General features: G+C 69.1%; 23 protein-coding genes. 7 read left to right on the plus strand and 16 right to left on the minus strand.

The window, feature by feature from the left end:
- Positions 1–2 precede the first annotated feature (2 nt).
- The 8 genes from AC1RRV_RS18510 to AC1RRV_RS18545 all read right to left on the minus strand — a co-directional run bounded on the left by AC1RRV_RS18510 (position 3) and on the right by AC1RRV_RS18545 (position 7,945).
- Positions 3–1,538: a TadA family conjugal transfer-associated ATPase gene (locus AC1RRV_RS18510; RefSeq protein ID WP_492861109.1), complete on the minus strand. Its 1,536-nt coding sequence runs from the start codon at positions 1,536–1,538 to the stop codon at positions 3–5.
- On the minus strand, positions 1,539–3,122 hold the full coding sequence (locus AC1RRV_RS18515) for a CpaE/TadZ family protein (RefSeq protein ID WP_492861110.1): 1,584 nt from the start codon (positions 3,120–3,122) through the stop codon (positions 1,539–1,541).
- Positions 3,122–3,826, minus strand: coding sequence for a CpaD family pilus assembly lipoprotein (locus AC1RRV_RS18520; protein ID WP_492861111.1), 705 nt, complete (start codon positions 3,824–3,826; stop codon positions 3,122–3,124). Before AC1RRV_RS18520 ends, AC1RRV_RS18515 begins: the two co-directional genes overlap by 1 nt.
- 9 nt (positions 3,827–3,835) lie before the next feature.
- Positions 3,836–5,509 carry a type II and III secretion system protein family protein gene (locus AC1RRV_RS18525; RefSeq protein ID WP_492861112.1) on the minus strand — a complete coding sequence of 558 codons (1,674 nt, stop codon included), beginning with the start codon at positions 5,507–5,509 and terminating at the stop codon, positions 3,836–3,838.
- Positions 5,506–6,399 (minus strand): Flp pilus assembly protein CpaB, encoded by an 894-nt coding sequence (cpaB, locus tag AC1RRV_RS18530; RefSeq protein WP_492861113.1) that lies wholly within the window; start codon positions 6,397–6,399, stop codon positions 5,506–5,508. Before cpaB ends, AC1RRV_RS18525 begins: the two co-directional genes overlap by 4 nt.
- Before the next feature lie 278 nt (positions 6,400–6,677).
- Positions 6,678–7,190: an A24 family peptidase gene (locus AC1RRV_RS18535; RefSeq protein ID WP_492861114.1), complete on the minus strand. Its 513-nt coding sequence runs from the start codon at positions 7,188–7,190 to the stop codon at positions 6,678–6,680.
- Between the two features lie 141 nt (positions 7,191–7,331).
- On the minus strand, positions 7,332–7,511 hold the full coding sequence (locus AC1RRV_RS18540; protein WP_492861115.1) for a Flp family type IVb pilin: 180 nt from the start codon (positions 7,509–7,511) through the stop codon (positions 7,332–7,334).
- Between the two features lie 254 nt (positions 7,512–7,765).
- Complete coding sequence (locus AC1RRV_RS18545) at positions 7,766–7,945, minus strand: Flp family type IVb pilin (RefSeq protein ID WP_492861116.1); 180 nt, start codon at positions 7,943–7,945, stop codon at positions 7,766–7,768.
- Between the two features lie 318 nt (positions 7,946–8,263).
- Between AC1RRV_RS18545 and AC1RRV_RS18550 the strand changes: the two genes are divergently transcribed.
- The 3 genes from AC1RRV_RS18550 to AC1RRV_RS18560 all read left to right on the plus strand — a co-directional run bounded on the left by AC1RRV_RS18550 (position 8,264) and on the right by AC1RRV_RS18560 (position 9,929).
- The gene (locus tag AC1RRV_RS18550) at positions 8,264–8,701 is read left to right on the plus strand and encodes a pilus assembly protein N-terminal domain-containing protein (RefSeq protein ID WP_492861117.1); all 438 of its coding nucleotides are present in this window, start codon (positions 8,264–8,266) and stop codon (positions 8,699–8,701) included.
- Between the two features lie 110 nt (positions 8,702–8,811).
- On the plus strand, positions 8,812–9,360 hold the full coding sequence (locus tag AC1RRV_RS18555) for a TadE/TadG family type IV pilus assembly protein (RefSeq protein WP_492861118.1): 549 nt from the start codon (positions 8,812–8,814) through the stop codon (positions 9,358–9,360).
- Positions 9,357–9,929 carry a TadE/TadG family type IV pilus assembly protein gene (locus tag AC1RRV_RS18560; protein WP_492861119.1) on the plus strand — a complete coding sequence of 191 codons (573 nt, stop codon included), beginning with the start codon at positions 9,357–9,359 and terminating at the stop codon, positions 9,927–9,929. The genes AC1RRV_RS18555 and AC1RRV_RS18560 overlap by 4 nt, the downstream gene beginning before the upstream one ends.
- A gap of 4 nt (positions 9,930–9,933) precedes the next feature.
- Here the strand turns inward: AC1RRV_RS18560 and AC1RRV_RS18565 are convergent, their stop codons facing one another.
- The 5 genes from AC1RRV_RS18565 to AC1RRV_RS18585 form a co-directional block, all read right to left on the minus strand.
- Complete coding sequence (locus tag AC1RRV_RS18565; RefSeq protein ID WP_492861120.1) at positions 9,934–10,686, minus strand: aminotransferase class IV; 753 nt, start codon at positions 10,684–10,686, stop codon at positions 9,934–9,936.
- Positions 10,683–12,011, minus strand: coding sequence for an aminodeoxychorismate synthase, component I (pabB, locus tag AC1RRV_RS18570; protein WP_492861121.1), 1,329 nt, complete (start codon positions 12,009–12,011; stop codon positions 10,683–10,685). Before pabB ends, AC1RRV_RS18565 begins: the two co-directional genes overlap by 4 nt.
- 140 nt (positions 12,012–12,151) lie before the next feature.
- Positions 12,152–13,591, minus strand: coding sequence for an MFS transporter (locus AC1RRV_RS18575; protein ID WP_492861122.1), 1,440 nt, complete (start codon positions 13,589–13,591; stop codon positions 12,152–12,154).
- 266 nt (positions 13,592–13,857) lie between these two features.
- On the minus strand, positions 13,858–14,631 hold the full coding sequence (locus AC1RRV_RS18580) for a tyrosine-protein phosphatase (RefSeq protein ID WP_492861123.1): 774 nt from the start codon (positions 14,629–14,631) through the stop codon (positions 13,858–13,860).
- Between the two features lie 2 nt (positions 14,632–14,633).
- Positions 14,634–15,794, minus strand: a complete 1,161-nt coding sequence (locus AC1RRV_RS18585; RefSeq protein ID WP_492861124.1) for an acyltransferase family protein — start codon at positions 15,792–15,794, stop codon at positions 14,634–14,636.
- Between the two features lie 103 nt (positions 15,795–15,897).
- Here AC1RRV_RS18585 and ygiD point away from each other — a divergent pair, with 103 nt between their 5' ends.
- On the plus strand, positions 15,898–16,668 hold the full coding sequence (gene ygiD / locus AC1RRV_RS18590; protein ID WP_492861125.1) for a 4,5-DOPA-extradiol-dioxygenase: 771 nt from the start codon (positions 15,898–15,900) through the stop codon (positions 16,666–16,668).
- 132 nt (positions 16,669–16,800) lie between these two features.
- On the opposite strand, the gene AC1RRV_RS18595 is transcribed toward ygiD, so the two are convergent.
- A complete protein-coding gene (locus AC1RRV_RS18595; RefSeq protein ID WP_492861126.1) occupies positions 16,801–17,481 on the minus strand; it encodes a DJ-1/PfpI family protein in 681 nt (226 codons plus the stop codon).
- 99 nt (positions 17,482–17,580) lie between these two features.
- Here AC1RRV_RS18595 and AC1RRV_RS18600 point away from each other — a divergent pair, with 99 nt between their 5' ends.
- Positions 17,581–18,522, plus strand: a complete 942-nt coding sequence (locus AC1RRV_RS18600) for a GlxA family transcriptional regulator (protein WP_492861127.1) — start codon at positions 17,581–17,583, stop codon at positions 18,520–18,522.
- 96 nt (positions 18,523–18,618) lie between these two features.
- Positions 18,619–18,894 (plus strand): hypothetical protein, encoded by a 276-nt coding sequence (locus AC1RRV_RS18605; RefSeq protein WP_492861128.1) that lies wholly within the window; start codon positions 18,619–18,621, stop codon positions 18,892–18,894.
- Between the two features lie 10 nt (positions 18,895–18,904).
- On the opposite strand, the gene AC1RRV_RS18610 is transcribed toward AC1RRV_RS18605, so the two are convergent.
- Together AC1RRV_RS18610 and AC1RRV_RS18615 are read right to left on the minus strand one after the other, a co-directional pair.
- A complete protein-coding gene (locus tag AC1RRV_RS18610; RefSeq protein WP_492861129.1) occupies positions 18,905–19,270 on the minus strand; it encodes a VOC family protein in 366 nt (121 codons plus the stop codon).
- Complete coding sequence (locus AC1RRV_RS18615; protein WP_492861130.1) at positions 19,267–19,830, minus strand: DUF1003 domain-containing protein; 564 nt, start codon at positions 19,828–19,830, stop codon at positions 19,267–19,269. The genes AC1RRV_RS18610 and AC1RRV_RS18615 overlap by 4 nt, the downstream gene beginning before the upstream one ends.
- Before the next feature lie 146 nt (positions 19,831–19,976).
- On the opposite strand from AC1RRV_RS18615, the gene AC1RRV_RS18620 reads away from it, so the two are divergent.
- Complete coding sequence (locus AC1RRV_RS18620; protein ID WP_492861131.1) at positions 19,977–20,156, plus strand: YegP family protein; 180 nt, start codon at positions 19,977–19,979, stop codon at positions 20,154–20,156.
- The last annotated feature ends 114 nt before the right edge of the window (positions 20,157–20,270 follow it).

The following is a 20,270-nucleotide window of genomic DNA, read 5'->3' on the forward strand; positions in this document are numbered from 1 at the left end:
GCCTACTCCGCCGCGTCTAGGGCTTCGGCCAGCTCGCGCTCCAGGCCGTAGTAGCGGGCGCGATCCCAGAAGCGCGGGCGGGCGATGCCGGTGGAGCGGTGACGGCCAACCACGCGGCCCTGCTCGTCCTCGCCGGTGATCTCGTAGACGAACAGGTCCTGGGTGACGATCACGTCGCCTTCCAGACCGACGACCTCGGTGATGTGGGTGATGCGGCGGCTACCGTCGCGCAGGCGGGCGGCCTGGATGATGACGTCGACCGAGCCGACGATCATCTCCTTGATGGTCTTCGAGGGCAGGCCGTAGCCGCCCATGGTGATCATGCTCTCGATACGGCTGATGGCTTCGCGCGGGCTGTTGGCGTGCAGCGTGCCCATCGAGCCGTCGTGGCCGGTGTTCATGGCCTGCAGGAGGTCGAACGCCTCCGGGCCACGGACTTCGCCGACGATGATGCGTTCGGGACGCATCCGCAGACAGTTCTTGACCAGGTCGCGCATGGTCACCGAGCCCGAGCCTTCCAGGTTCGGCGGACGGGTTTCCAGGCGCACCACGTGCGGCTGCTGCAGCTGCAGTTCCGCGGCGTCTTCGCAGGTCACGACCCGTTCGGTGGGGTCGATGAAGGCGGTCATGGTGTTGAGCAGGGTGGTCTTGCCCGAACCCGTACCGCCCGAGATGACGATGTTGCAGCGGCAGGCGCCGATGACCCCGAGAACCCGCGCCCCTTCCGGGCTGATGGAGGCGTACTCCACCAGGTTCTTCATGGTCAGCTTGTCCTTCTTGAACTTACGAATGGTCAGGGTCGGACCATCGAGAGCCAAGGGCGGGGCGATGACGTTGACGCGAGACCCGTCGGGAAGGCGGGCGTCGCAGATGGGGCTGGATTCATCGACCCGGCGGCCGACCTGGCTGACGATCCGCTGGCAGATGTTCATCAGCTGAAGATTGTCGCGGAAGCGGACGTTGGTCAGCTGGACCTTGCCGCCCACTTCGATGAACACCCGGTGGGCGCCGTTGACCATGATGTCGGCGATGTCGTCGCGGGCCAGCAGCGGCTCCAGCGGACCGTAGCCGAGGACGTCGTTGATGATGTCCTGGACCAGGTGTTCCTGCTCGGACACCGACATCGAGACGTTCTTGATCGCCACCAGCTCGGCGACGATGTCGCGGATTTCCTCGGCCGCCTGCTTCAGGTCGAGCTGGGCCAGCTGGCTCAGGTCGATGGTGTTCAGCAGGGCGTTGAAGATCGTGGTCTTGGTGGCGTGGTAGTAGTCGCTCTGTTCACGGACGATGTTGGTCGTCTGGGCGGCGGCCACGCCCTGGGCGGCGCGCAGCTGGTCGAGACCCGGCGTCGCCTTCGGCGCGGCGACCCCTTTTGCGGGACTGGTGACCTTGGGCGCCGGAGCCTTGGGAGCCGGCGCGTCGGCGGCCTCCATCGGTTCGACCCGTTGCGGGCGCGTGGCGATAGCCGCCCCGCCCGTCGGAGCGGGGGGCGGCGCCTTCTGTTCGGCGGGGGCTGACTGATCGCGCTTGCCGAACATCTACTTCTTCTTGAACAGGCCCGAGAGGACGGAGGTCTTCTGCACGGCCGGCGGTTCGCGCCGGCTGATCAGGCGCGCCAGGTGCTCGAGCCCTTCGGCGGCCTTCGACTTGGGCGCCACGTCGGCCAGCATCTGGCCGTTGTTGGCCGCCTGGCCGTAGGGCTTGGGATCGAACGGCAGCACCAGCGAGGGCTGGATGCCCAGGGCCTCGCCGAAATCCTTGACCGGGATCTCAGGACGGCCGGGCACGCCGACCTGGTTCAGCACGAGGCGCGGCGGCACGTCGTTGGGACGCGAGCCCTTGACCAGGTCGATGATGTTCTTGGCGTTTCGCAGGGAGGCCAGGTCGGGCGTCGCCACCACGACCAGGTCGTCCGAGCCGACCAGCACGCGGCGGGTCGCCGCGTTCCAGACGTGCGGGATGTCCAGCACCACGAAGGGCGCGGCGCCGCGGATCTTCTGGGTGACTTCCTCGAAGGCGTCGGCGCCGATCTCGTAGTCGTCGTCCAGCGAGGCCGGAGCGGCGAACAGCGACAGGCGATCGCCGCAGCGGACCATCATGCGGTCCATCAGCACCGGGTCCAGGCGGTCGGGCTGGGTCAGGGCGTCCAGGACGCCTTGCAGCGGATCCTGGTTGAAGTCGAGGCCGGCGGTGCCGAAGGCCAGGTCCAGATCGACCAGCACGGTGGCGGTCTGCATCTTCTCCGCCATCGCCCAGGCGAAGTTGTGGGCCAGGGTCGAGGACCCCACCCCGCCCTTGGCGCCGACGAAGGCGATCTGGCGACCCGTGAATGGCGCCGACGGATCGGCATAGAGCGCGCCGACCGCGCGGATCACCTGCAGCGGCCCCATCGGCTGGGTCAGGTACTCGCTGACGCCACGGCGGATCAGCTCGCGATAGAGGGCGATGTCGTTGGTCTGGCCCAGCACGACGACCTTGGTGCCCGGGTCGCAGACCTGGGCCAGGCTGTCGAGCAGGTGCAACAGGCGCTGGGCGCTGTCGTTGGTCTCGACCATGACCAGCGAGGGCGTCGGCTGGTTCTGGTAGTAGTCGACGGCCGCTTCCAGACCACCGTCGCGGACGATGGTCGAGGCGCGGGCCATGCGGCGGTCGGCGGCGGCGTGCTGGATCAGCTTCGCCGTGTCGGGCCGGGCGCAGAAGGCGTGGATGCTGATGCGCGGGATCACCGCGTCGCCCATGCCGCCGTCCGAGAGCGGCTCCTGATAGACCGGCGCGGCAGCCGCCGCGGCCGGAGCCGCCGGGGCGATGTCCAGATCGCGGTCGTCATAGTCCGGGGCGGCGGCCACGGCGGGCTGACGCGCGACAGGTTGGGCGGCCGGTTGCGGAGCGCGCTGTTGCGGGGCGGGACGGGTGACCGGCGGCGCGGCTTGCGGCGCGCGCGGGGGCGGCGCGTCCTCGCGAGGGCGAGCCGGCGGGAACTCGGCGAACGGGTCGTCGAAACCGCCCGCGGCGGGGCTCAGCGACGGCGGAGCGGACGCGCGCCACGGATCGGACGCGCCGGTCGTGAACTCGTCGGCGGCGTCGAAGCCCAGATCGAAGGGGTCGTTACTGGTCGGGCGCATTACGGGATCGCCTTCGAGATCGTACCGCTCGCCTGATCGTCCTTGGCGGCGGTCGTGAGTTCACCCTTGCGGTACTTGCCCAGCACCGTGCCACGGCGGCCGGCGTCGGCCGGATCCATGTCGCGCGGCCTGACCAGGTCCTCGGGGTTGGCGACCTGGGCGGCCGTATTGGCGGCGAGGGCGCAGCCGAAATTGTCATAGACGGTGTTGTTGCGGGTCGCCGTCAGGTTCTCCCAACGCTGACCGCACTTGAGCGGCTGGGCTTCGTAGCGGAGGAAGCCCACGCGGATGGTGTCGTCCTCGGGTCCGGTCGGATTGAAGCCGACGACGCGCACGCGCGCGCCGGGCGCGCCCAGCATGACCAGGCGATCGCGGATCTGGGTCGCCATGGCCCCGGCGTTGTTCGGAGCGGTGACCACCAGCTCGCGCGCCTCGGCCTCGAGCCAGCGGCCCAGCAGGCTTTCCACGGCCGCCGACTGGTTGGCCGACAGGCCCGTGGCGTGCGGGGCCAGGATGATTTCGTCCGGCGCGGAGGTGACCTTGACGCGGTCCATCCACTGCTGGGTCTCGAGGACGGAGGTCTTGGAAGGCCCTTCGTCCGACGGCGCCGAGGCGCAGGCGGCCAGGCCCGCGAGGGCGGCGGCCAGAAGGCTGGTTCGCAGGCCAGTCCTCAGGACGATCTTGACGGTGTGTGCGTGCGTCATGGCGGCGCCCTACTCGATCACATAGCCGACGGGGCCTTGGTACGCGCGCCCCGCGTTCGCGCCGGCCGGCGCCTTGACCACCTTGTTCAGCCGGCCCAACAGGACCGTGCTCATGTCGCCGGCGATCTGCAGGCCGTCGGCCGGGGTCTGCAGGTTCTGCGGGCGGGTCGGATCGACGATATACGGGGTGATGATGATCACCAGCTCGGTCTCGCCGCTGAGGAAGTCGCGCGACCGGAACAGCGAGCCGAGGATCGGCATGTTGGTCATGCCCGGCAGCGAGTCGATCGTCTGCTTGGTCGTCTGCTGCAGCAGGCCAGCGATCATGAACGAGCCGCCCGAGGGCAGTTCGACCGTCGTCTCGGCCCGGCGCACGGTCAGGCCCGGAACGACCAGCGCGGCCGAGGTCCCGCTGGTCATCGAGAACGCGCCGAGGCTGGAGAGCTCCGAGATCTCGGTCGCGATCTTCAGCGAGATGCGGCCGCCCGACATGACGATCGGCGTATAGCCCAGGCCCACGCCGTAAGGCTTGTACTCGACCGAGACCCGGCCGCTGTCGTCGCGGCCGGTCGGCACGGGGAATTCGCCGCCGACCAGGAAGTTGCCGCGCTCGCCCGAGACGGCCGTCAGGTTCGGCTCGGCCAGGGTGCGCACCAGGCCCACCCGTTCGAACGCCTGGATCATGCCCTTGGCCTGGTTCAGGCCCGGGTCGCCGGCGGTGTTGCTGATCGTCGCCGTATCGGAATTACCGCCGTTGCGGACCACCACCGGGCACAGCGAGCCTGGCGTCCAGCCGGGACCGGTGCAGGGCTGCTGCATGATCGGCTGCTTGGTGGTGTCCATCTTGTAGCCGCCGGTCATCCCGCCCAGCAGGCTGCCGTTGACCCCGAAGGTCGGCGACATGCCGAAGCTGTACTGGGTCTCGCCGACCTGGCCGAGCACGGCGTTCATGTCGACGCCCAGCTGCTTGATGACGTTGCGCTGCACCTCGACGATGCGGACCTGCAGCATCACCTGGTCCTTGCCCGCGATGCTGAGCATGTTCAGGACCTTGTCCGCCGAGCCGACGAACTGGGCGGCGATGCGCGCCGCCGCGTCGGATTCGGAAGGCGTGCGGACCATGCCGCTCAGCACGACGCTGTCGCGGATCGGCTGGATGTGAATGCGGGCGTCCGGCAGGACGCGACCCAGGACCACGGCCAGCTGGTCGACCGGCTGGATGACGCGGATGTTCAGCGAGAGGATGCGGCGGCCGGTGGCGTCGAAGAAGGCCGCGTCGGTCACGCCCTCGGCAAGGCCGACGACATAGATGCGGCGCTTGTCGCGCAGCACCGCGTCGGCGACGGTCGGGTTGGTGACCAGCAGATCGCGGACGTCGCTGGGCAGCTCGATGATCGCCGACTTGCCCTTGGCCAGCTCGATGCTGGACGCGGCCTGATCGGCGGTGAGGGTGATGCGCGTGACCTGGTCGCCGATCGGCGGGGCCACCGGCGCGGGCGGCAGCGGCGCCGGACGCGAGACCCGCGCCGGCTGGCGATAGACGTGCGAGCCGCCGACCGGACCGTCGGCGAAGGCCGGGACGGTCGAGCTCAGGCCCAGCAGGGCGGCCACGTGGACCGTGAGAAGTCGGCGTGAAAGGGACATGCGGGCCTTCACGGGGGAAGCTTTCAAGGGGCGGATCATGGGCGCACCGCCACGCTGGTGGTCGTTCCGCCTCGGTTGATGCGGACGGAGGTGTCTTCGACGGTGACCGGGTGCGTCATGCCCGAGGGCCCGCCCAGGTCGGTATAGGCGCGCAGGGCCAGGGTGATCGGGCCGCCGGCCCGGGCGCGGGCCAGGGCTTCGGCCTCGACGGGACCGACCTCGAGGGTGGCGGTGGCCGCGACGATCGACTTGGCGTCCTTCTCGGCGGCGGTGGCCTGGTCGAGGGCCAGCACGCGAATGTTCTGCAGCACCGTCTCGGCGACGGTGACCTTGCCGCTCGGGCCGCCGTTGTCGCTGTTGAGCTGGTGGTCGCGGGTCGTCAGCACGTCCACCCGGTCGCCCGGCAGGATGAAGCCGCCCACGGCGGTGTCGGAGGTCACGGGCACGGACATGGCCCGCTTGCCGGGAGTCAGGACGACGGACAGATAGCCGCCTTCGCCGCCGCGCACGATCTTGCGGGGCGTGATGGGTTCGCCGGTCAGGATCGGGTCGCGAACGATCGCGCCCTCGATGGCCTTGGCCGGATCGACGCCGCCGATCATCTGGTCGGCGGTATTGGCGACGGCGACCTTGGCGGCCTCGACCTTGCCGTCCGGCTTGGCCGGCGTGGCGCCGTTGGTGATGAAGGCGCCGTTCACGGCGTCGGACGGCCAGGGGATCCAGGCGACGTCGGCGACCACCAGGCGCGTGCCGATCGGCAGGTCGCGCTTGGCGACCAGCACCTGGGTCATGGGCTTTTCGGGCGCGGCGGCCGGCGCGGCCTGGGCGGCGGGGGCGGCCGGCTTGCCGAGGGCGCGCTGCAGAACCACGGCCAAGCCGATGGCCGAGATGGCGGCGACCAGGACGATCAGGAGGCGAACGGGGCTCATGGCGCGGGCTGAAACTCTACGGTGAGCCGCATGACCGCCGTCCGGCGAGGCACACGATTCGTCAGTCAGCCTTTCTGGCCACGTCCCATGCTCGCCCGTGCATGGTTAACGCCTGCTAAAAGTTTTCAGCTTGGAGTCGAGGACATGCGCGACAGGCTGTCGCGCTCTGCTCCCCTTTCGGGGGCGCTGTCGCGAAGCGACTGAGGGGGCCAATGCGGCAAAAGCCGAGCTCCCCCCTCCGGTCCTCCGGGCCACCTCCCCCGAAGGGGAGGATCAGTTCAACCCAGGATTCCCGTGGCCAGAGCGCCCTGCGGGAAAGCCGCCAGGGCGCCGATCGCGATCGCCACGCCATAAGGAAGGTCGCCGCCTTCCGTACCCAGCTTGCGCAGCCAGGCCGGACCACCCGCCACGACCGGCGTCAGCCAGCCCGAGCGCAAGCCCAGGATCAGGAAAGTCAGGGCGCCGCCAGCCAGGCCCGTATAGAGCATGAACGGCAGGGCCGCCGGCCAGCCCAGCCACAAGGCGCAGACCGCGAACAGCTTGCCGTCCCCGCCGCCGATCCAGCCGGCCGCGAACATGCCCATGCCCAGGACCAGGGCGCCGAGGCCCGTGGCCAGGCACAGGCCGATCTGCGACAGCGGCGCGCCGACGACCAGGGCGGCCGGGATGAAGGCGGCGATCAGGGCCAGCGAGATCCAGTTGGGGATCGTGTAGCTGGTCAGGTCCTTCAGCGCCCCGACGATGGCGAGGGCCGGAAACACCAGCAGCAGCGGGACCTGAAGAGCCAGCATGGGGCGAACGCGCCTTGTTGAGATCGGCCCATTCTGGGACGAGACCCGTGAAGCAATGGTTTCCCGCCCCCAGAATGCGAAAAGGCCGCGACGCCCTTAAACGTCGCGGCCTCCCCGTTTTCGAGGATCTCGAAGAAACGCCTAGGTGCCGGCGGCGGTCGAAACCTCGGTGCCGGCCTTGGTGAAGGCGGTCTTGAGGTTGCCACCCAGCGTGGTCACGGCCCCGACGATGATCACCGCGATCAGAGCGACGATCAGGCCGTACTCGATGGCGGTGGCGCCGGATTCATCTTGGGCGAAGGCTTTGAGCAGGCGCGTCATGGAACGCAGTCTCCGATAGGTTGAACCAACGCCGCGACAATATGTCTCCGAGAGTGAAACGGACGTAAGGGTTGTTGGTAAACTGCCGATCAACCCAAAGAAAATGTCGCCTATCCGACACGGGCTCAAGAGTTCGCCAGTAACGACAAAGGCCCCAGGCGCGGACGCCTGGAGCCTTTTGTCTAGGAACCAAAAGAAAAAGGGCCGGAGCGCGAAGCTCCGACCCTCTTTTTTCGAGCGTGTCGTCGGTTGGCTTAGGTGCCAGCCGCCGTCGACACAGCCGTGCCGGCCTTCGTGAAGGCGGTCTTCAGATTGGTGCCGAGGGTCGTGACAGCCGTCACGATGATAACGGCGATCAGGGCGACGATCAGGCCGTATTCGATGGCCGTGGCGCCCGATTCATCCTTCAGGAAGCGAGTGACGAACTTAGTCATGACTTGGTCTCCAAAAACCAGAGCTAGTTGATTTGAGGCTTTCAAGCCGTTCGACTTGCTCACCCCCGAAAACACGATCAATTTCGCCCACCTCGCTTAATGGCCAGTAAACAGCGAATAGTTTTCACGGATTTTCTTTTGGTTTATTTGTATTTACCATTATTTGTTCTTAACCATGGACACTACAGTCGCGCTCAAACCCTTTTGAATCAAAGGCTTTCTCAAGCGGCGCCTTGCAGCATACGGCGGCGCTTTAGTCTTTTATTGACCAAAGAAAGAGATGCTGGCGCACGTTCGTATCCGGGATCGGAAACACTCATGCGCCGCCTTTCACTCGTCATCGCCGCCGCCCTGACCCTCTCGGGGGTCGCCGCGACCGCTCAGACCCTCCCGCCGAGGGCCGTGCCGGTGAATGTGAGCGCGCCTGTCGACCTGCCGGTCGCCGCCGGTCAGGCCTCGTACGTGAACCTGAGCGGCCCCGTCCGCGACGTGGTGGTCGGTGACCCGACCATCGCCGACGTCAGCGTCGTCAACGACCGCACCCTGATCGTCCTGGGCAAGCGTCCCGGCGTCACCAGCCTCCTGGCCTTCAGCGCCAGCGGCCGCGCCCTGGCCGATCGCCAGATCGTCGTCTCCGAGAACGGCGGCGGCGGGGTGACCATCTATCGCGGCGCCTCGGCCAGCAACTATGCCTGCGCCGCCCAGTGCACGCGCCTGAACCCGCCGACCGCCGCCGCCGGCGCCACCGTCCCCTAGCCTCGCCCTCACGTACGTGTGTGGGCGTCCGCGCGCCTCCTAACGACTGGTTAGGATCATTGGCCTAGCCTTGGGGCGATCCTGATGGATCCCAAGGGAACGCCCGCCGCATGGCCGCTCGCCATATTCTCGATCGCGCCCGACGCCGACTGGCCAACACGGCCGGCCGCTTCGCGCGCGCCGACGACGGCGCCACGGCGGTGGAATTCGCCTTCGTGGCCATTCCCTTCCTGATCCTGGTCTTCGCGATCATCGAGCTGGGCCTGGTGTTCCTGGTCTCGCTGACGCTGGACAACGCGGTGATGGACGTCGGCCGCACGATCCGCACCGGCCAGGTCCAGACCGCCGGCGGCACGGCCGCCACCTTCAAGACCTCGGTCTGCGCCAAGATGAGCTGGCTGGGCAGCAAGTGCGCCACCAGCCTGTCGATCGACGTGCGCACCTTCAGCGACTACGCGACCAGCAACACCTCGGCGTCCAGCACCACGGTCCCGACCACGATGAACTGGAACCCTGGCGCCGCCGGCTCGGTCGTCCTGGTGCGCGCCTATTACACCTGGCCGCTGATCACGCCGCTGCTGAAGACCGGCCTGCAGAATTCCAGCGGCAAGCGGATCATCTACGCCGCCACCGCCTTCACCAACGAGCCCTACGAATGAGCGGACGGAAGCCCAACCGCCCCGCCGGCCGTCTGGCCGGCTTCTGGCGCGACCACCGCGGCGTGTCGGCCGTCGAGTTCGCCCTGATCGCGCCGGTGCTGATCATCATGTACTGCGGCATGGCCGAACTGACCCAGGCGATGATGGCCCAGCGCCGTCTGTCGAACATCGCCTCGCAGATGGGCGACCTGGTGGCCCAGGGCGCCCAGATCGGCCCGCTGAAGACCGCCGACATCTTCACCATCGGCAACATCACCATGGCCCCCTTCCCGACCTCGGGCCTGAAGATGTGCATCGCCAGCGTCACCTCGGACGCCACCGGCAAGGACACCGTCGCCTGGTCGCAGCCCTCGATCACGGGCATGGCCAACTGCCCGACCAAGAACACCGTGCTGACCGACGTGCCGGTCGGCGTGCTGCCCGCCAGCCAGAGCGTGATCCTGGCCCGGGCCAGCTACACCTACACCTCGCCGATCAAGCTGGTCATGCCGACCAGCATGACCTTCAACCGCACCTACTACCTGCGCCCCCGCAAGGGCGACGCGGTGCTGTGGTCGACCTCGAGCTGAGGGGTTAGCTCAAGCGGGTTCGCAACCGCTCCACCAGAGCATGCCCCCCAAACACCCGCTCCCCCAGCCGCGACACCGGCCGGACGCCGATCAGGCTGTTGGTCAGGAACACGGCCTCAGCCGCCTGCAGCCCCTCGACGCCCACCGCGACCTCTTCGACCGGCTCCAGCGCCATCAGTCGCGCCCGCGTGATGCCAGCCAGGGCGCCGCAGTCCAGGCGCGGGGTGAACAGGCGCCCCTCCGCCATCCAGAACAGGTTGGCCGCCCCCGCGCAGGCGAGTTCGCCGCGATTGTTCAGCATCACCGCCTCGTCGGCCCCGGCCGCCCGGGCTTCGGCGCGGGCCAGGACGTTGTCGAGATAGGACAGGGTCTTCAGCCGCGAAGTCGGGGAGCCTTCGTTGCGGCGCGCCTCGGCGATGATCAGGGTCGCGGGGGTCGTCACCGGCGTCGCCGGCGCGGCGGTGGCGAACAGCCGCACGACCGGCGCGGCGGGACGATCCAGGCCACGTCCGCCCGAGCCGGCGGTCAGGGTCAGGCGGACGGCGAACCGGCCGGCGGCCGGCGTCGCCTCGCGAACGCGCCGCTCGGCCTCCGCCCGCTCGAACGGCAGGTTCAGGACCTCGCAGCCGGCGGCCAGTCGGTCGAGATGGTCGGCCAGATGCGGCAGCGCGCCGTCGACCGCCAGCAGGGTCTCGAACAGACCATCGCCGAGCAGAAGACCGCGGTCATCGAGGGGAACGGCGTCATGCGGGGTCATTCAGTCAAAGCCTTCTTCAGCGCCGCGATCTTGGCCTCGGTCTCCAGGCGCTCGCCGTGCGGATCGCTGTCGGCGACGATCCCGGCCCCGGCCCGCGCCTCCAGCCGCCAGCCTTCCCCGTCCACGACGAGACCCACGGTGCGGATCAGCACGCTGCTGTCGAACGCCCCGTCGAAGCCCGCCCAGAACAGCGAGCCGCAATAGGGACCGCGCGGCGGCTCCAGGCCGGCGATCACCTTCATGGCCTGGACCTTGGGCGCGCCGGTGATCGAGCCCGGCGGGAAGCTGGCCCGCAGCAGGTCGGCGACGGTGCGCCCCCCGGCCAGCTGGCCAGTCACCGTTGAAACAAGGTGGTGGACGTTGGCGAAGCTCTCGACCTTGAACAGCTCGGGCGCCTTGACGCTGCCGGGCGGCGACACCCGCGCCAGGTCGTTGCGCATCAGATCCACGATCATCAGGTTCTCGGCCCGGTCCTTCTCGCTGGCCAGCAGCTCGGCGACCAGGGCCCGGTCCTCGGCGGCGTCGCGGCCGCGCGGACGGGTGCCCTTGATCGGCTTGGTCTCGATGGCCCCGGCGGCGTCCAGCTTCAGGAACCGTTCCGGCGAGTTGGAGACAACGGCTCGCCCGGGCAGGCGCAGATAGGCCGAGAACGGCGCGGGGCTCTGGCCGCGCAGCCGCACGAACAGGTCGAACGGATCGGCGCCCGCCGCCAGGCGCCCCGTCCAGGCGCGGGCGATATTGGCCTGGAAGATCTCGCCGCCGATGATCCGCTCGACCACCTCGGCCACGGCCGCCTCATAGGCCTCGCCGTCGCTGGCGGCGAGGTCGGGACACAGCGGGCCGGCGGGCTCAGGGCGATCCGGCGTCGGAGCGGCCAGCCAGGCCAGGGCGTCGCGGGCGCGTCCGGCGGCCTGCGCCTCGGTGTCGCCGCGCCCGACCGCCAGCACCTGACGGGCGTGGTGGTCGAAGGCCAGCAGGGCGGGATAGCGGGCGCAGGCCAGGTCCGGCCAGTCGGTGCGGGAGAGGCCCAGCGCCTCGACCCGATCGCCGAGCTCGTAGGCCCCAAGACCCACGACCCCGCCCTGGAACGGCGGACCTTCCGGGTCGCCGGGCAGGCGGGGACCGACCAGGGCGGTCAGGGCGTCGAACGGGTCGGCCGGGTCGGCGGCGGAGAGCGTGAAGGTCTGGTCCGGCGCGCGCAGCAGGTACGACCACCGCCCCGCTCCGCCCGTGATCAGGGCGCAGGCATGGGCCTCGTCCCGGAACGGGGCCAGCGCCCAGACCGGCTCGCGCCAGGGGGCTGTGAGGATGGCGACGCGGCGCATGGGGTGGGGAGTATCAAAATCCTCTCCCCAGAGGGAGAGGTGTCGGCCCGAAGGGGCGACGGAGAGGGAAGAAGCCGGGCCAGGAGAACTTCCCCCTCCGTCCGCTTCGCGGCCACCTCCCCCGCATCGCGGGGGAGGATCTACTCCCGCTCCCCGCCCTTGACCGTGAACAGCCCGACCAGTCCCAGGGCCAGCAGGCCGGCGATCGGGATGAAGCCCGCGACCTGGCTGGCCCAGATCTTGGTCGCCAGCGCCACCAGCAGCGAGCCCAGCCACATGGTCGCCGTACCCGACAGCGAGAACAGGCCGAAGAAGGCGGCCATGCGGTCCGGCGGGGCCAGGCGTACCAAGAGGGTGCGGCTCGAGGCGTACTGGGCGGTGACGAAGACGGCGATCACCAGGCCCATGGCGAGATAGACCAGCTCCGGCAGGGTGCGGAACAGCGGGGCGTTCCAGACGGCCGGATGGGTGGCCGCGTCCCAGGTCCAGAAGAACAGGATCTTCTCGCGGCCCATGCCCAGGGTGCCCAGCACCACCAGGATGCAGACGCCGATCTCCAGCTGGATGGCGCGCTTGGGGCCCAGGGTCTTGTCGAACCACGGCGCGATCAGCCCGCCCAGCACGCCGAAGATCGACAGCGAGATGCCATAGGCCAGCATCTCCAGCTCGCCCCACTGCATCAGGCCGGCGGCGAACAGGCCGCCGAAGATCAGCAGCGCGGTCATGCCGTCGCAATACAGCATCCGCGCGCCCAGGAACTTGGCGATGTCGGCGTGGCCCTTCAGGTTGCCGAAGGTGTCGAGGATCAGCTTGATCCCTTCCTTCACCGAGGCCAGCAGCGACACGCCGGTGCGCGGGGCGTCGCGGGTCCACAGGAAGAACGGGATCGCGCCCAGCAGCATGACGATCGCCGACAGCGGGCCGACGATCCGGCTGGGCTCGTGCTCGGTCTGGCTGAGGCCGAACAGCGGCGCCGACGGCACGAACGACCACGGCACCACGCCGGGCAGGACGAAGGCCCACATGACGAAGATCAGCAGGGTCACCGACAGGCCGTTGGCGACCGCGTAGCCCAGGCCCGACAGCACCGGCTCCTGGCCCTTCTCGGACGCGCGCGACAGCAGCGAGTTGTTGAGCACGTCGCCGCAGTTATAGGCCACGCCCAGCACGATCAGGGCCAGGCCGACCAGCTCGACCGGCAGGCCGCCCGGCTTGGCCAGCCACAGGCAGAACAGGATCGGGACCATGAGCGCCAGGATCAGGCCCATCAGCGGCTTGCGTGGTCCGAAGCGTTCGATCGAAGCGCCCAGGATCGGGGCCAGGGCGGCGGTCAGCAGGCCATAGACGGTGGAGATGTCGGCGACGGCCGCCTGGCCCCTGACCGGATCGCCGACCAGCACGCGCGAGAAATAGGGCGAGAAGACATAGATGGTGACCAGGATGACGTACGGGTCGCGCGTGCCCTGGTGCAGGATCCAGCTGAGCGCGCTTCGGGAGAGCTTCTTGGGAGGGGTCGGGACGAGGATATCGTCCGCCGCGACTTCACTCAGGCCCGGAGGCGACCCCGCCAACTCGCTCATGCAACACCCTGATGACGCCCAGCCGTCTGACGCGGCCATGGGGGGACGTTGGCGATTAAACGGGCGTTTGTCACCTTACATTGATATCCCTCTCCCCTTGCGGGAGAGGGTGGCCGCCGAAGGCGGTCGGGTGAGGGGTCGATAGGGCTGCAAGCTGGGCGCCCAGCATCGGCCGCCTGTCGCGGCGGACCCTGCCTTCGACCCCTCACCCGTCCCGCTGCGCGGGCCACCCTCTCCCGCAAGGGGAGAGGGATGTGAGCCCCGCCCTACAGCAAAATATGCGCCCGCACCCGCTCGCGCGTCTCCGCGTCCAGCCCCACCGCCGTCTCCAGATACCCGTCCAGCGACCCGAACTGGTCCTTCATCACCTCGAACGCCGCCGCGAGGTAGCGCGCCTCGACGCCCATGGCCGCGCGCATGGCGGCTTCGCTAGGGCGGCGGCCGGTCTGGGTCTCGATATGGTTCATGAAGATCGCGCCACGACGGTCGAAACGGCCGGGGTCGTTGGTCAGCAGATAGTCGTCGATGACATCGTCATCGGCCACGCCCGCGATGTGGTGGGTCAGTGCGGCCAGCACGCCGGTGCGGTCCTTGCCCGCCGCGCAGTGGATCAGGGCAGGACCTTTCGCCTCGGCTAGCGCCAGGAAGAAGCGGCGGAAGAGGTCGATGTGCCGCTCCTTGAAAGGCAGGCGGCGATAGTACTCGTCCATATAGTCGTGAACGGAGGCCTCGGTCAGTTCGGCGCTGCTGATGAACTCCAGCCAGGGATCGACGCCGGTCACACCCAAATCGTTGTCGATCACCTGGGCGGCGAAACCGGTCCAGCGGCGAGAGGGCGAACGCTCGCGCTCATTGGGCCGGCGCAGGTCGACCAGCGTGACGATGCCCAGGGCGGCCAGGGTCTCGAGATCGGCGTCCGTCGCCTCGGCCTGGTGAGCGGCCCGGAACAGCACCCCCTTCTTCAACCGCCCCGCCCCCGCGGCGTAGTCGCCGAAATCGCGGAAGTTCTCGACGCCTTGGAGGGGGATGTGCCGGGTCATGCTTACTTTCTCAAAAGCGGCTGGAGCCGATCCTGGATCGGTTGATCTATGTAGGTGTGGAACAGCCACGCCGCCCCGTAGGCGATCGGGAAGCCGGCCAGCCACATCAGCCACTGCCAGCCGATGCCGATCGGCACGGTCTCGATCAGCTTGTGGACGGCGCTCCAGTAGATCACCCCGACGAAGATGTGGGTGATGAACAGGGCGAACGACAGCTTGGCGCCCTCCTCGATCCAGGCGCGCGGCTGCTTCACGGGCAGGCGGCCGGCGCCCAGCACGATCATGGCGATGGCCAGCAGCGACGGGGCGTCGAACAGCCACTCGTCGGGCAGGGCGTAGCGATCCAGCGGCTGGGTGACGACCAGCAGGACCAGGCCGCCCCACAGCAGCGCCTTGGCCGCCTTTTCGGAAGGCCAGCGCATGTCGACGGCGCGCGCCAGGCAGACGCCCAGCAGGAACAACGGCAGGGCCCGCACCACGCCGTACTGGAACTGCAGGTCGGGCAGCGGGTGCTGGAAGACCTTGCGGGCGATGACCTCGAACACGCCCAGGATCAGGGCGGCGCCGATCGGCAGCGCCCAAGCGTGGCGCACCTTGCTGACGGTCCGCCAGAAGAACGGGAACAGGGCGTAGCAGACGATCAGGGCCGACAGCGACCAGCTGGGCAGGTTCCAGCCGTCGCTCTGGAAGCCCCAGGCATGGATCAGCAGGGCCTGGACCGGCAGTTGGTCCCAGGCGAAGCGGCTGGGTTTGTGGGCGTCGGTGCCGAGGGTGTTCAGCGCCAGCACCAGCAGGGCCAGCATGGCCAGCACCACCAGGTGCCCCGGCCAGATCCGCGCCGCGCGGCGAGCCCAGAAGCGCGGGGTGCTGAGATGTCCGTTCAGGGTCGAGGCGCCATAGGCCCGTCCCAGCACATAGCCGGACAGCATCAGGAAGAAGTCGGTGGCCAGGAACCCGCGCGAGAACACCTGGGCGAAGCGCTCGATCCGCATCGGGCTCTCGGCGCCATAGTGGTAGACGACGATCAGCAGCGAGGCGAGGAAGCGCAGGAAGTCCAGGGCTCCGCCGCGCACGACTTCCTTGGCCGGACGAGGGCTGGCAGCCTCCGAGGCGGTCTCGGCCGAGGGAATCTGGGCAAGCGGGACGGTCACGGCCGCCGCCATACCAAAGGCCGACCCTGGGTGAAAGCCGTCCGCACAAGGTCGTCTTGCGGTATGGCGTCGCGGCCACTATCTGTAACTCTTACTGTTTCTGATAGGTTCGACCATGTCTCGCCTGCCCGTCCTGTTCCTCGGCCACGGCTCGCCGATGAACGCCATCGAGGACAATGACTGGAGCCGCGACTGGGCGCGCCTCGGCCGCGAGCTGCCGCGCCCCAAGGCCGTGCTGATGATCAGCGCTCACTGGGAGACGCGCGGCGCCTCGGCGGTCAGCGCCTCGGCGGCGCCCGAGACCATCCACGATTTCGGCGGCTTCCCGCAGGCGTTGTTCGATGTCCGCTACCCCGCGCCCGGCGATCCGGCCCTGGCGGCGCGAGTGGCCGAGCTGCTGTCGCCGGACGCCGTGGTCCAGCACCCGACGCGCGGCCTCGACCACGGGGCCTGGGGCGTGCTGCGGCCGATGTATCCGGACGCCGACGTGCCGGTCGTCCAGCTCAGCCTCGATCGCGGCAAGCCCGACCGCTGGCACTACGAGGCCGGCCGCCGCCTCGGCGCCCTGCGCGACGAGGGCGTGCTGATCCTGGGCAGCGGCGACATCGTCCATAACCTGCGGGCGGCGGACTTCCGGAGGCCCGAGGCGCCCGAGTGGGCGGACCGGTTCAACGAGACGGCCAAGGCCCTGATCCTGGCCGGCGACCATGACCCGCTGATCGACTGGCGGTCGCTTGGACCGGATGCGGAGGCCTCGATCAACAGCGCCGAGCACTATCTGCCGCTGCTCTATGTGCTGGGCGCGCAGACGGCCGGCGAGCGCGTGAGCTTCTTCACCGACGATGTGTTCGCGGCGATTTCGATGACCGGGGTGAAGGTGGGGTAGTCTCTCAAAACAAGCTCGTCATCCCGGCCGCAGCGAAGCGGAGAGCGGGGACCCAGGGGCAACGGCACTGCGCTTGGCCCCTGGGTCCCGGGTCGGCTTCGCCGCCCGGGATGACGACAGTCTTTCGCCTAACTACATCACCTCCGCCGCCTTCTTCGCGGCGGCCACGCGTTCGTCCATGGCCTTGCCGTAGATCGCCGACACCCGTCGCAGCACCGCCTCCGGGGCCGTCTCCGGCCGACCGGAATTGAACGGCGGGGCCGGGGCATATTCCACCGCCAGCTGGATGCTCTGGGCCATGTCGTCGCCGGCCAGCTCGGCCACCATGGTCAGGGCGAAGTCGATGCCCGCCGTCACCCCGCCGCCGGTGATGTAGCGACCGTCTCGCGCCACCCGCGACGGGTCGGGGATCGCCCCGAAATATTCCAGCTGGTCGCGCCAGGCCCAGTGGCAGGCCGCGCGCTTGCCCTTCAGCAGGCCCGCCGCGCCCAGCACCAGCGACCCGGTGCAGACCGAGCACACATACTTAGCCCCGTCGGCCAGCCGGCGGATCTCGGCGATGAAGTCGCGGTCGGCCATGGCCTCGGTCGTGCCAAAGCCGCCGGGCACGATCAGCACGTCGCAGTCCTCGATATCCGACAGCTTGGGCAGGTGAGCGAAGACCAGGCCGTCGGCCTCGATCTCGCCGCCCAGCTGGCTGGCCACGGTGACCTTGGCCCCGGGCAGGCGGCACAGGATCTGGTGCGGACCGGTGAAGTCCAGGTGCGTCACGCCGGGGAACAGGGCGATCACGATCTGCAGGGTCTGGGTCATGGGGACGAGATCTCCGTATCGGTTGACGGAGAGAACATCGTTCAGCTAGCGTCTGGCGGAAATGACATAGTTCCCACGCTTTCAGCCAAGGTCTCCGGCATGCCTCGCGCCATAGGGTTTCTGGTCTATCCGGGCTTCCAGCTGCTGGACGCCACCGGCCCGATCGCGGCCTTCGAGATCGCGGGCCGGTTCTCGCCGGGCGCCTACAGCCTGCACTTTCTTTCGTTGCGCGGCGAGCCGACGCCCAGCTCGTCGGGCGTGACCATCCACACCACCGCCCTGGCGGACTGCCCGCGCCTCGACACCCTGATCGTCTCGGGCGGCGATGGGGTGAAGGTTCCGGCCACCTGCCCCGAGACCCAGGCCTTCGTCCGCGCCGCCGGCCGCGACGCCCGCCGCGTCGCCTCGGTCTGTTCGGGGACCTATGTCCTGGCCGAGGCGGGCCTTCTGGACGGCAAGCGCGCCACCACCCACTGGAGCCGGACCAAGGACTTCCAGCGCCGCTATCCCAAGATCCGCCTGGAGCCCGACCGCATCTGGATCCAGGACGGGGCGGTGTGGAGCTCGGCGGGCATCACCGCCGGCATCGACCTGGCCCTGGCCCTGATCGGCGCCGACGAGGGCGAGGCCATCGCCCGGCGCACGGCCCAGCAGCTGGTGGTCTACCACCATCGCCCCGGCGGCCAGTCGCAGCACTCGACCCTGATCGACCTGCGCCCCGGCCGCTTCGACGCCCTGCTCTCCTGGGCCCGCCAGAACCTGGCCGAGGCCCTGACCGTCGAACAGCTGGCCGACCGCGCCGCCATGAGCCCGCGCAACTTCGCCCGCCTGTTCGCCCAGGAGACCGGCGTCACCCCCGCCAAGGCCGTCGAGCGCCTGCGGGTCGAGGCCGCCCGCGCCCTGCTGGACAGCCAGCCGCTGCAGGTCGAGGACGTGGCCCTGGAGACCGGCTTCGGCGACAGCGAACGCATGCGCCGCGCATTCATCCGCGCGTTCGGACAACCGCCCCAGGCGCTGCGGCGGACCTCCCGAGCGGGGTAGCGGGGCCAGCTAGGCCGTACAATCCGGACACAGGCGGGCAACATGCCGCGACGATCGTGCGTTTCAGGATCGAGGGACTTCGATCTGGAGCACGACATGTTTGTCGCGAAACTGCTGGGTGTTTCCGCCCTGGCGGCCGCCACCCTGGCCCTGACCGTCCCGACGATGGCCGCCGCCCAAGACCGTTATGGCCACTACGATCGCCATGACCGCTACGATCGATACGATCGCCAGGACCGCTATGATCGGGGCCGCTATGACCGCGCCCGCTATGACCGCGGCCGTCACCACCGCGCCCACAAGGTCAAGGTCTGCCATCGGGAATGGCGGCACGGCCACCGCGAGCGGGTCTGTTACTGGACCTGGCGCTAGCCCGGCCGGACTAGCCGCGCGGCGTCATCAGCTCGATGCGGTTGCCGAACGGGTCCTCGGCATAGACCCGGTCCCAGCCCTCCAGCGGCTCGTCGTCGACCACCCGGACGCCGGCGGCCCGGAGGCGTTCGGCCAGGGCCAGGACATCGTCGACCACCAGGGCCGGATGGGCCTTCCGCGCCGGCCGGAAGTCGGCCTCGACGCCCAGGTGGATCTTCACCGGACCGTCCTCGAACCAGCAGCCGCCGCGCCTGGCCAGGTGCGGCGGCTTGGCCTTCTCGGTGATGCCCAGCAGGTCGCGATAGAAGCTCCGCGCCGCGTCCTCTTCGCCCGCCGGCATGGCCAGCTGCACGTGCTCGATCGCCAGGATGGTCATGGCTCCCCGCCCCACTCCCCCCGCAGCCGCGCCACCTCCGCCTGCAGCTCGGTGAGGCGCGAAGCGTGTTCGCGGCACAGCAGCATCAGCTCCTCGCTGCGCAGGGCGTCCAGCTTGTCGATCACCCGCATGATCTCCAGTTCGGCCCGGAGATTGACCGCGTAGTCGTGCTCGGCGGTCAGGCGATCCTTCTTCGCCTGGCGGTTCTGGCTCATCATGATCACCGGCGCCTGGATGGCCGCCAGGGTCGAGAGCAGCAGGTTGAGGAAGATGAACGGATAGGGGTCGAAGGCCAGGTTCAGGGGCCTCAGGGCCAGGTTCAGCCCCATCCACAGGAACAGGACCAGGCCAAAGCCGCCGATGAAGGCCCACGAGCCGCCCACCGCCGCGACCTTGTCGGCCAGCCGGGTCCAGAAGGTGTTCTCCTCGCCCTCGACCGGGCCCTCGGACGGCTGCTCGGCCACGACGAGGTCGATGACCCGCCTCTGCACGCCGCTGAGCTCGGCATAGGGCCGGCGCAGCAGCTCGCGGGACAGCTGGTCTAGGTGTTCCTGGGTCATCGGGAGACTCGCACGGCGAAGGGCCGATCATCCCCACGTTGAACGCAACGTGACAAGGGCGCGATTGACAGGGACCTGTCGGCAAGGCGACGGTCCGTCCATCGGGTGGGGCCGATGATCTTCAGCCTTCCAAGGAGTGGTTCTCGATGGCCCATAAGTTTCTGATCAAGAAGAACAAGGCGGGCGAGTTCGTCGCCTACTTCACCTACAACGGCGAAAGCATCTTCTGGACCGAGGGCTATTCCTCGAAAGCCGGGGCCAAGAACGCCATCGAGTCGGTCAAGAAGAACGGCCCGGACGCCGAGGTCGACGACCAGACGGATTAGGGCGCGGGGCCGAAGATGCTCCCCCTCTGGGGGAGCTGTCGCGAAGCGACTGAGGGGGCGGCTCGGCCTCGGCCGCGCTGGCCCCCACCGGCCCTCCGGGCCACCTCCCCCCGG

The sequence above is a fragment of the Caulobacter sp. GW821-FHT11E10 genome (assembly GCF_058808375.1).

What these genes read in the sequence shown, in the direction of transcription:
- AC1RRV_RS18510 (WP_492861109.1), bottom strand. Translation starts at nt 1,538, where the DNA reads ATGTTCGGCAAGCGCGATCAGTCAGCCCCCGCCGAACAGAAGGCGCCG.
- AC1RRV_RS18515 (WP_492861110.1), bottom strand. Translation starts at nt 3,122, where the DNA reads ATGCGCCCGACCAGTAACGACCCCTTCGATCTGGGCTTCGACGCCGCC.
- AC1RRV_RS18520 (WP_492861111.1), bottom strand. Translation starts at nt 3,826, where the DNA reads ATGACGCACGCACACACCGTCAAGATCGTCCTGAGGACTGGCCTGCGA.
- AC1RRV_RS18525 (WP_492861112.1), bottom strand. Translation starts at nt 5,509, where the DNA reads ATGATCCGCCCCTTGAAAGCTTCCCCCGTGAAGGCCCGCATGTCCCTT.
- cpaB (WP_492861113.1), bottom strand. Translation starts at nt 6,399, where the DNA reads ATGAGCCCCGTTCGCCTCCTGATCGTCCTGGTCGCCGCCATCTCGGCC.
- AC1RRV_RS18535 (WP_492861114.1), bottom strand. Translation starts at nt 7,190, where the DNA reads ATGCTGGCTCTTCAGGTCCCGCTGCTGCTGGTGTTTCCGGCCCTCGCC.
- AC1RRV_RS18540 (WP_492861115.1), bottom strand. Translation starts at nt 7,511, where the DNA reads ATGACGCGCCTGCTCAAAGCCTTCGCCCAAGATGAATCCGGCGCCACC.
- AC1RRV_RS18545 (WP_492861116.1), bottom strand. Translation starts at nt 7,945, where the DNA reads ATGACTAAGTTCGTCACTCGCTTCCTGAAGGATGAATCGGGCGCCACG.
- AC1RRV_RS18550 (WP_492861117.1), top strand. Translation starts at nt 8,264, where the DNA reads ATGCGCCGCCTTTCACTCGTCATCGCCGCCGCCCTGACCCTCTCGGGG.
- AC1RRV_RS18555 (WP_492861118.1), top strand. Translation starts at nt 8,812, where the DNA reads ATGGCCGCTCGCCATATTCTCGATCGCGCCCGACGCCGACTGGCCAAC.
- AC1RRV_RS18560 (WP_492861119.1), top strand. Translation starts at nt 9,357, where the DNA reads ATGAGCGGACGGAAGCCCAACCGCCCCGCCGGCCGTCTGGCCGGCTTC.
- AC1RRV_RS18565 (WP_492861120.1), bottom strand. Translation starts at nt 10,686, where the DNA reads ATGACCCCGCATGACGCCGTTCCCCTCGATGACCGCGGTCTTCTGCTC.
- pabB (WP_492861121.1), bottom strand. Translation starts at nt 12,011, where the DNA reads ATGCGCCGCGTCGCCATCCTCACAGCCCCCTGGCGCGAGCCGGTCTGG.
- AC1RRV_RS18575 (WP_492861122.1), bottom strand. Translation starts at nt 13,591, where the DNA reads ATGAGCGAGTTGGCGGGGTCGCCTCCGGGCCTGAGTGAAGTCGCGGCG.
- AC1RRV_RS18580 (WP_492861123.1), bottom strand. Translation starts at nt 14,631, where the DNA reads ATGACCCGGCACATCCCCCTCCAAGGCGTCGAGAACTTCCGCGATTTC.
- AC1RRV_RS18585 (WP_492861124.1), bottom strand. Translation starts at nt 15,794, where the DNA reads ATGGCGGCGGCCGTGACCGTCCCGCTTGCCCAGATTCCCTCGGCCGAG.
- ygiD (WP_492861125.1), top strand. Translation starts at nt 15,898, where the DNA reads ATGTCTCGCCTGCCCGTCCTGTTCCTCGGCCACGGCTCGCCGATGAAC.
- AC1RRV_RS18595 (WP_492861126.1), bottom strand. Translation starts at nt 17,481, where the DNA reads ATGACCCAGACCCTGCAGATCGTGATCGCCCTGTTCCCCGGCGTGACG.
- AC1RRV_RS18600 (WP_492861127.1), top strand. Translation starts at nt 17,581, where the DNA reads ATGCCTCGCGCCATAGGGTTTCTGGTCTATCCGGGCTTCCAGCTGCTG.
- AC1RRV_RS18605 (WP_492861128.1), top strand. Translation starts at nt 18,619, where the DNA reads ATGTTTGTCGCGAAACTGCTGGGTGTTTCCGCCCTGGCGGCCGCCACC.
- AC1RRV_RS18610 (WP_492861129.1), bottom strand. Translation starts at nt 19,270, where the DNA reads ATGACCATCCTGGCGATCGAGCACGTGCAGCTGGCCATGCCGGCGGGC.
- AC1RRV_RS18615 (WP_492861130.1), bottom strand. Translation starts at nt 19,830, where the DNA reads ATGACCCAGGAACACCTAGACCAGCTGTCCCGCGAGCTGCTGCGCCGG.
- AC1RRV_RS18620 (WP_492861131.1), top strand. Translation starts at nt 19,977, where the DNA reads ATGGCCCATAAGTTTCTGATCAAGAAGAACAAGGCGGGCGAGTTCGTC.